6 protein-coding genes are annotated in these 7,873 nt (G+C 75.8%); 1 reads left to right on the top strand and 5 read right to left on the bottom strand.

Going from position 1 to position 7,873, the window contains the following annotated elements:
* Positions 1 to 88: 88 nt before the first annotated feature.
* From RI554_09530 to RI554_09515, 4 genes are all read right to left on the bottom strand, one after another.
* Positions 89 to 703 (bottom strand): SCO family protein, encoded by a 615-nt coding sequence (locus RI554_09530; protein ID MDR9392254.1) that lies wholly within the window; start codon positions 701 to 703, stop codon positions 89 to 91.
* 93 nt (positions 704 to 796) lie between these two features.
* A complete protein-coding gene (locus tag RI554_09525; protein MDR9392253.1) occupies positions 797 to 2,884 on the bottom strand; it encodes a (Fe-S)-binding protein in 2,088 nt (695 codons plus the stop codon).
* Positions 2,885 to 3,206: 322 nt separating this feature from the next.
* A complete protein-coding gene (locus RI554_09520) occupies positions 3,207 to 4,427 on the bottom strand; it encodes a PLP-dependent aminotransferase family protein (protein ID MDR9392252.1) in 1,221 nt (406 codons plus the stop codon).
* Positions 4,424 to 5,032, bottom strand: a complete 609-nt coding sequence (locus tag RI554_09515; protein MDR9392251.1) for a biotin transporter BioY — start codon at positions 5,030 to 5,032, stop codon at positions 4,424 to 4,426. Before RI554_09515 ends, RI554_09520 begins: the two co-directional genes overlap by 4 nt.
* A 130-nt stretch (positions 5,033 to 5,162) precedes the next feature.
* Here RI554_09515 and tkt point away from each other — a divergent pair, with 130 nt between their 5' ends.
* Positions 5,163 to 7,169: a transketolase gene (gene tkt / locus RI554_09510; GenBank protein ID MDR9392250.1), complete on the top strand. Its 2,007-nt coding sequence runs from the start codon at positions 5,163 to 5,165 to the stop codon at positions 7,167 to 7,169.
* On the opposite strand, the gene coaE is transcribed toward tkt, so the two are convergent.
* Complete coding sequence (gene coaE / locus RI554_09505; GenBank protein ID MDR9392249.1) at positions 7,166 to 7,777, bottom strand: dephospho-CoA kinase; 612 nt, start codon at positions 7,775 to 7,777, stop codon at positions 7,166 to 7,168. The genes tkt and coaE overlap by 4 nt on opposite strands.
* Positions 7,778 to 7,873: the final 96 nt, after the last annotated feature.

Raw genomic sequence — 7,873 nt, 5'->3', positions numbered from 1 at the left:
GGGGCCGCGAGGTGTTCACCCGCCCCGAACGGGACGACCCCCGAGGTGCGGCCCAGGGCGCAACCGAAGGGGACGGTGAGGTGGGGGGCTAGAGGGGGTCGCCGGCGACGAGGTCGACGAGGTCGACCCCGATGCGGGGCACGGCGTCCTGCGCGTACACCGCGCGGAGGACGCCGTCCGCGTCGACGAGGCCGACCGCTTCGGTATGCACGATGTCCCGGCCCTCGCCGGCGTACCCGACGAAGAACCGCTGGGCGGCGGCGGCGATCTGCTCGGCGCTGCCGGCGAAGCCGACGAAGTCGGGGTGGAACCCCGCCGCGTAGGCGTGCGTCCGGGCGGCGTCGTCGTTCTGCGGGTCGACCGTGATCAGGGCGACCTGCAGCGCGTCGGGCTCACCGAGGTCGCGGTACGTCTCCGCGAGGCTCCCCATCGTGAGGGGACAGACGTCGGGACAGTTCACGAACCCGAAGAACACCAGCGTCCAGTCGGCGCGGCCGGCGAACGCTTCGAGGGTCGTCGCGCGCCCCTCGGGGCCCTCGGCGAGGGTGAGGTCGCCCACCGCCTGGGGGTTCTGCAGGACCGTCCCGACCCGCTCCGGTGGGGGCGCCAGGAGGCGCCCGGCGGTGAACGCCAGGAGGCCGGCGAGGGCGACGGCGGCCAGGAGGCCCCCGAGACGGAGGAAGCGGGCGGTGCGGGGGGTCACGGCGAAACGATACCCACGCCCGCGCCGCGGGCGGCGGACCCGCGCGACGCGCCCGGGGCGGGCGTAGCGGTCCTTCGCGGCCGCGGGGCGGAGTCAGGCGCGGAGGCGGTCCTGGATCGTGCGGAGCGACCGGTCGTACAGCACCGCGACGTCGACGACCTCGGGCGCGTCCGCCTCCGCCGCGACGGCGCTCGAGCCGAGCATGGAGGCACAGAAGGGGCAGGCCACCGCCACGGTCTCCGCCCCGGTGTCGCGCGCTTCGCGCATGCGTTCGTCGGCGACGGCGCCGTCGCCGGCCTCCTCCTCCTTCCAGAACTGCGCGCCCCCCGCCCCGCAACAGAAGCCGTGTCCCTTCGAGCGCGGCATCTCCTCCACGGCGCCCCCGCCGCTCTGCAGCACCGCTCGCGGCGCGTCGTAGACGCCGTTGTGCCTTCCGAGGTAGCAGGGGTCGTGGTAGGTCGTGCCCGCCCCCAGGTCGAGGGGCGGCAGGCGGCCGTCGGCGACGAGCTCGTCCAGGAGTTCGGTGTGGTGCACGACGTCGTACGTCCCCCCGAGTTGGGGGTAGTCGTTCAGCAGCGCGTTGTAGCAGTGCGCGCACGCCGTCACGACCCGCTTGGGGGTGCCCGCATCGAGCAGGTCGTCGGCCAGGGCGGCGTCGAGCGTCGCGACGTTCTCGGTGGCGAGCTGGTAGTACAGGTACTCGTTGCCCGCCCGCCGGGCGGGATCGCCGGTGCACCGCTCGCCTTTGCCGAGCACCGCGTAACGCACGCCGGCGTGCTCGAGGATGCGCGCCATCGCCCGCGTGGTGGTTTGCGCCGTCGCGTCGTACGCGCCGGCACAACCGACCCAGAACAGCACCTCGAAATCGGGGCGGGTCTCGGTCGTGGGCACGGTGATGCCCTCCTCGGCCAGCGGCTCCGCCCACGCCATCCGCGCGTCGTGCCCGAGGCCCCAGGGGTTGCCGGTGCGCTCCATCCCGCGGAAGGCGGACTGCAGGTCGTCGGGGAAGGCGCCCTCCATCAGGACGCGCTCGCGGCGCATGTCGACGATGTCCAGCATCGGTTCGTTGCCCACCGGGCAGGCGTCGATGCAGGCGCCGCAGGTGGTGCACGCCCAGATCTGTTCCTCGCTCAACGCGTATTCCAGCAGCGGGCGGGGGGTGCCGCCGCCCTCCCCGAGGGCGGCGGCGTGCAGGTGCAGCTCGTAGCGCTTGTTGATCTCGAGCGCCGACGGCGACAACGCCTTCCCGGTGGCGTGCGCGGGGCAGGCGTCGGTGCACCGGTGGCACTGGATGCAGGCGTACGCGTCGAGGATCTGCGCGTACGCGAGGTCCTCGAGGTGGGCCGCCCCGAACGTCTCGCGGGTCTCGTCCTCGAGGTCGAGGGGCTCGAGGGTCCCGCTGGACGCCGGTGCGCCGCTCGCGTCGCGCCGCGCGAGCGCGAAGTTGACGGGGGCGGCGACCAGGTGCAGGTGCTTGCTGCGCGGGAAGTACGGCAGGAACGCCAGGATCGACCCGAGCGCCCCCCACCAGGCGACGTGCCACCCGACGATGCGGGAGGGGTCGTACCCCACCGCGCCGGCGACGGCGCTGGCGAACGGTTGCCAGGCGTCGGCGTGGCCCGCCGCGGCGAGGAAGAACCCCTCCCCCGTCAGGCGCAGGCCGACGTGCAGGAGGATGAACCCCCCGACGATCATCGAGTCGCGACGCACGCCGCCCGCCGCGGCGTCCTCGTGCAGCGGCACGTCCGGCGCGAGCGCCGGGTCGCGGCGCAGGAACCGGCGGGCCAGCAGCGTCGCGACGCCGAGCAGGACCGCGACGCTGAACACGTCGGCAGCCAACCGGTAGGGCCCCGCCCAGGGGCCGTGCACCCACGCGGTCCAGGGGGGCGGCAGGAGGCCGACGGCGGCGTCGACGAGGTTGACGAGGAGGTAGAACACGAAGCCGTAGAACACGGCGGCGTGCGCGACGCCGACCCACGGGCGGTCGCGGAAGGTGGTGCGTTGGGCGAGAGTCGTGGCGAGCGCCGAGCCGATCCGGCGGGGCAGGTCGGCGGTTCGGTCGGTGCCGCCCCGCGCTCCGGCGGCGACGGCGCGCACCACCCGCTCGAACCCGCCGTACGCGAAGGCGAGGGCGAAGGCGGCCAACAGTCCGAACGCCAACTTCTCGGCGGGGGTGACCATGGCGCGAGGATAGCCCGCGCGCCGCCGACGCGTCGCCGGGCCCCGGGCCGTTCCGTAAGAAACGCCACATCGTCGCCCCCGGGCGGTCCGCTACCCTTCGGTCACCACGGAAAGGAGGTGGTCCGAATCGACGTAACCGACCGAAGGATCAGTGGAGGTGCCCGCCGAGGGTAATCCGGTGTCCTAGACGGACCCGGGCGGCCGTACGCGGCCCCTCGAGTCCACGCGGTGCACCGCGCCCCCGCGCTTCTGCGCGGGGGCGTTCTCCGTTCCGGCGAGGGCGGGGTCGAGGGCCGGCGGGCCGGCGGGCCGGCGGTGGGGCTCAGGCGCCGTACGCGTCGAGGGCGGCGGCGAGCCGGCGGGCGGCCTCGTCGAAGCCGGCCTCGTCGAGCAGCGAGAAGCTGAGCCGGACGGTTTCGGGGGGCCCGTCGCCGGGGTAGAAGGCGTCGCCGGGCACGAACGCGACGCCGTGCTCGATCGCCGGACGCAACAGCGCGTGCGCGTCGACGCCGTCGGGGAAGCGACCCCACAGGAACATCCCGCCGGGCGGAACGTCGTACGTCAGGCGCCCCCCGACGTGCCGTTCGAGGGCCGCGACCAGGCGGTCGCGTTGCGCGCGGTAGTGCGTCCGCAGGTGCGGGAAGCGCGCCTCGAGCGCCCCGTCGCGCACGAGGGCGTACGCGACCGCCTGCGTGAAGGTGCTCGTGTGCAGGTCGGTCGCCTGCTTCGCCTGCTCGACGATCTCCGTGAGGCCCTCGGGCACGAGCGCCCACGCGACCCGCAGGCCCGGCGCCAACGTCTTCGAGAGGCTCCCGAGGTGCACGACCCGGTCGGGCGCGAGCGCCACGAGCGGGGGGTGCTCGACGTCGTCGAAGCGAAGCTCGCGGTACGGGGCGTCCTCCACCACCAGCGCGTCGTGCTTCGCGCACGTCGCGAGGATCGCCTCGCGGCGCGCGAGGCTCGCCCGCCGGCCCGACGGGTTGTCGAAATCGGGCACGACGTACACGAAGCGGACGCCCTGCGCGAGGACGGCGTCGAGCGAGGCGGGGTCGAGGCCCTCGTCGTCCATCGCGACGGAGGCGTAACGCGGCTCGTACGGATCGAACGCCCGCAACGCCCCCATGTACGCCGGCGCGCCGAGCGCGACGGTGTCGCCGGGGTCGAGGAGGACCTTGCCGAGCAGGTCGAGGCCCTGCTGCGATCCCGACGTGACGACCACCCGGTCGGGGTCCGCGCCAGCGTAGCGTTCGGCGATCCAGGCGCGCAGCTCGGGAAGGCCGGCGGACGGCCCGTACTGCAGGGCCCGCACGCCGTTCGCCTCGAGGGCGCGGGCGGTGGCGTCCGCCACCGCGTCGAGGGGGAACAGCTCGGCGGCGGGGAGCCCCCCGGCGAGCGACAGCACGTCGCCGCGCTCGGTGAGCTTGAGGATCTCGCGGATGGCCGACGGCCGCATCCGCTCCGTGCGGGCCGCCAGCCGGACCGCCTGCGCGGACGGCGCGACGGCGTCGGCCAGCCCGGCGGCGGCCCCGGCCGCCGACGTCATCGCCGCGGGCCGCGCGCGAGGCGCCGCCACGCCGCCGGGAGGACCGCGGCGGCGAGGGCGATCTTCAGCGCGTCGCCGGCCAGGAACGGCCACAGGCCCCACGCGAGGGTGGTGCCGAGGTCGGGCGCGAAGCGCGCCAGCCAGGCGAGACCGAGCGCGTAGATCACGAGGTTCGCGGCGACCATCGCCGCGACGGTCGGGACGACCCGGCGGTCCCACCCGCGCCGCGCGAGCGCGCCGACGAGGGCGGCGGCGAACGGGTAGGCCAGCAGGTACCCCGCGGTCGGACCGGACAGGGCCGCGAGGCCGGCGGCGCCGCCGGCGAACACGCCGACGCCGAGCGCGCCGACGGCGAGGTAGGCGACCATCGTCGTCGCGCCGAGGCGGGCGCCGTAGCCCGCACCGATCGCCAACACGCCGAGCGTCGAGCCGGTGATCGGGACGGGACCGACCTGGAGGCGGACCTGCGCGAGGGCGGCGAGCACCGCTACGCCGAGCGCGACCTTCAGCAGAGCCGCCGCGCGCGTGCCGCGCGCGGGGGCGAGCCGCTCGACGAGGACGGCGTGGGTGGGGACGGACGGGGTGGACGGACCGACGTGCGCCATGGCGACACCTCCAGGGACGAATGTCCCACGCTAGCACGCGGCGCTCCGCCGGGCGCGCCGCGCCGCGCGCCGCCTGCTAGCATGACGCCCGCACCCACACGCGCATCCGCGCCCTCCTGGAGGCCCGACCATGACGCCGACCGATCCGACCTCCCGCCGCGACCGCGACCGCCTGGCCGCCGACGCGATCCGCGCCCTCACCCTCGACGCCGTCGAAACGAGCGGCGACGGGCACCCCGGCATGCCGATGGGCGCCGCCCCCATGGGCTGGGCGCTCTACCGCTACGCCATGCGGCACGACCCCGCCGTGCCCGACTGGTGGAACCGCGACCGCTACGTCCAATCCGCCGGACACGGGTCGATGCTGCAGTACGCCCTCCTGCACCTGTCGGGCTACGAGCTCACGATGGACGACCTGCGCGGCTACCGCCAGCTGCACAGCCGCACCCCCGGCCACCCCGAGGTCGGCCACACGCCCGGCGTGGAGACGACCACCGGCCCGCTCGGGCAGGGGCTCGCGACCGCCGTCGGGATGGCGTTCGCCGAGGCGCACCTCGCCGCCCGCTTCAACCGCGACGACCTCGCGCTCGTCGACCACCGCACGTGGGTGATCGCCGGGGACGGCGACCTGATGGAGGGCGTGACGTCCGAAGCGTCGTCGCTGGCGGGCACCTGGAAGCTCGGGAAGCTCACGGTCCTCTACGACGACAACCACGTCACCATCGACGGCAGCACCGACGCGACGTTCACCGAGGACGTCCTCGCGCGCTACGCGGCGTACGGCTGGCAGGTGCTCCGCGTCGAGGCGGGCGACGACGGAGGCGCGATCCTGGAGGCGCTCGAGGCGGCCCGCGCCGACGCCGAACGCCCCACCCTGATCGCGGTGCGCACCGTCATCGGTCACGGCTCCCCGAACCGAGCGGGCACCTCCAAGGTGCACGGCGCCCGCCTCGGGGAGGAGGAGACCGCCGCGACGAAGGCGGCGCTCGGGATCGACTGGCCCCCCTTCACGGTGCCCGACCCCCTTCGCGAGGAGACCGCCGCGATCCGGACCGCCGGCGCCGACGCGTACGCCGCCTGGACCGACACGTGGCAGCGCTACCAGGCCGCCTACCCCGAGGACGCCGCCGCCTTCACGCGGCGCATGTACGGCGAACGGCCGGACGGCTGGGACGCCGACCTCCCCACCTGGGCGCCGGGCGAATCGCTCGCGACCCGCAAGGCCTCCCAAGCGGCCCTCGCGCCGCTCGCTGCCGCCCTCCCCGAACTCGTGGGCGGCTCCGCGGACCTGGCCGGCAGCAACCTCACCGACCTCGAGGGGGAAACGGCGTTCGGCCCGGACACCCCCGAGGGACGCATCGTGCGCTTCGGGGTACGCGAGCACGCCATGGCGGCGATCGCCAACGGCGCGGCGCTGCACGGCGGACTCCGCCCGTTCGTCGCGACGTTCCTCGTGTTCGCCGACTACCTCCGGCCCGCCCTCCGCCTGTCGGCGTTGATGGGGCAGGCGGTGACGTACGTCTTCACGCACGACTCCATCGGCCTGGGCGGCGACGGCCCCACCCACCAACCCGAAGCGCACCTCGCGTCGCTGCGCGCCATCCCGAACCTGCGGGTGCTGCGCCCCGCCGACGCGAACGAGACGGCGCAGGCCTGGCGCGAAGCGCTCGCGCGGACCGACGGCCCGACCGCCCTGATCCTCACGCGGCAGGGCGTCCCCACCCTCGAGGTGCCCGCCGGCGCCGTCGCGCGCGGCGGGTACGTCCAGCGCGACCTCGGCGACGGGGCGCCGCGCGTCGCGCTGCTCGCCAGCGGCTCCGAGGTCGCGCTGTGCCTCGCGGCGCAGGAGCAGCTGGCGGAGGCCGGCGTCGCGAGCCGCGTCGTGTCGCTCCCCGACGTCGAGACCTTCCTGACGCACGACGCCGACCACGTCCGCGAGGTGCTGGGCGGCAACGTCCCCCGCCTCGCCGTCGAAGCGGCCGTCCCCCTCGGCTGGCACCGCCTCGTCGGTCCCGACGGCGACGTGATGGGCGTCGAGACCTACGGCGCGTCCGCCCCGGGCGGCGAGGTCCTCGCGGCCTTCGGCTTCACGCCGGAGCACGTCGCGGCCCGCGCACGGGCGCTGCTCGACGCCTAGCGCGCGGCGGCGGACAGGGTCCGCCACAGCGCCTCGACGCGCGCCTCGAGCGCGTCGAGATCGCCGTCGTTCACGATCACGTGATCGGCGGCGGCGCGCTTTTCGGCGGCCGGCCACTGCGCCGCGTCGCGCGCCCGGACCGCCGCCGCGTCCAGGCCGGCGCGCTCGGCCAGGCGGGCGGCGCGCACCTCGAACGGCGCGTCGACGACGACCGTGACGTCCATCTCGGCGTCGAGGCCGGTCTCGAACAACAGCGGCACGTCCTCGACGACGACCTCCGGCGGCGTCGCGCGCGCCGCCAGCGCCGCACGCTCCGCGGCGGCCGCCGCCCGCACCCGCGGGTGCACGATCGCTTCGAGCCGCGCGCGCGCCGCGGGGTCCTCGAACACGCGCGCCGCGGTCGCGGCCCGGTCGAGGGTCGGACCCGCCGGACCGCTCCGCACCAGGTCGGGCCCCAGGTGCGCGGCGACGTCGGCGAGCACGGCCGGGTCGTGCGTCGCGTCGCGCGCGAGGGCGTCGGCGTCGATCACCGCCGCGCCGCGCGCTCGCAGCAACGCCGCGACGGTCGACTTGCCCGCCCCCACCGTGCCCGTGAGCCCGAGACGCATCACGCGGCCATTGGACCACGCTGCGCTAGCCTTCCCCCGTGACCGGTCCCGACCCACGGCCCGCCCCCCGGACCGCCCGCCCGCGCGGCCGCTGGC

It is taken from the genome of Trueperaceae bacterium (genome assembly GCA_031581195.1).
Lineage (GTDB): Bacteria > Deinococcota > Deinococci > Deinococcales > Trueperaceae > SLSQ01.
This window is presented reverse-complemented; position numbering and strand designations above follow the sequence as displayed.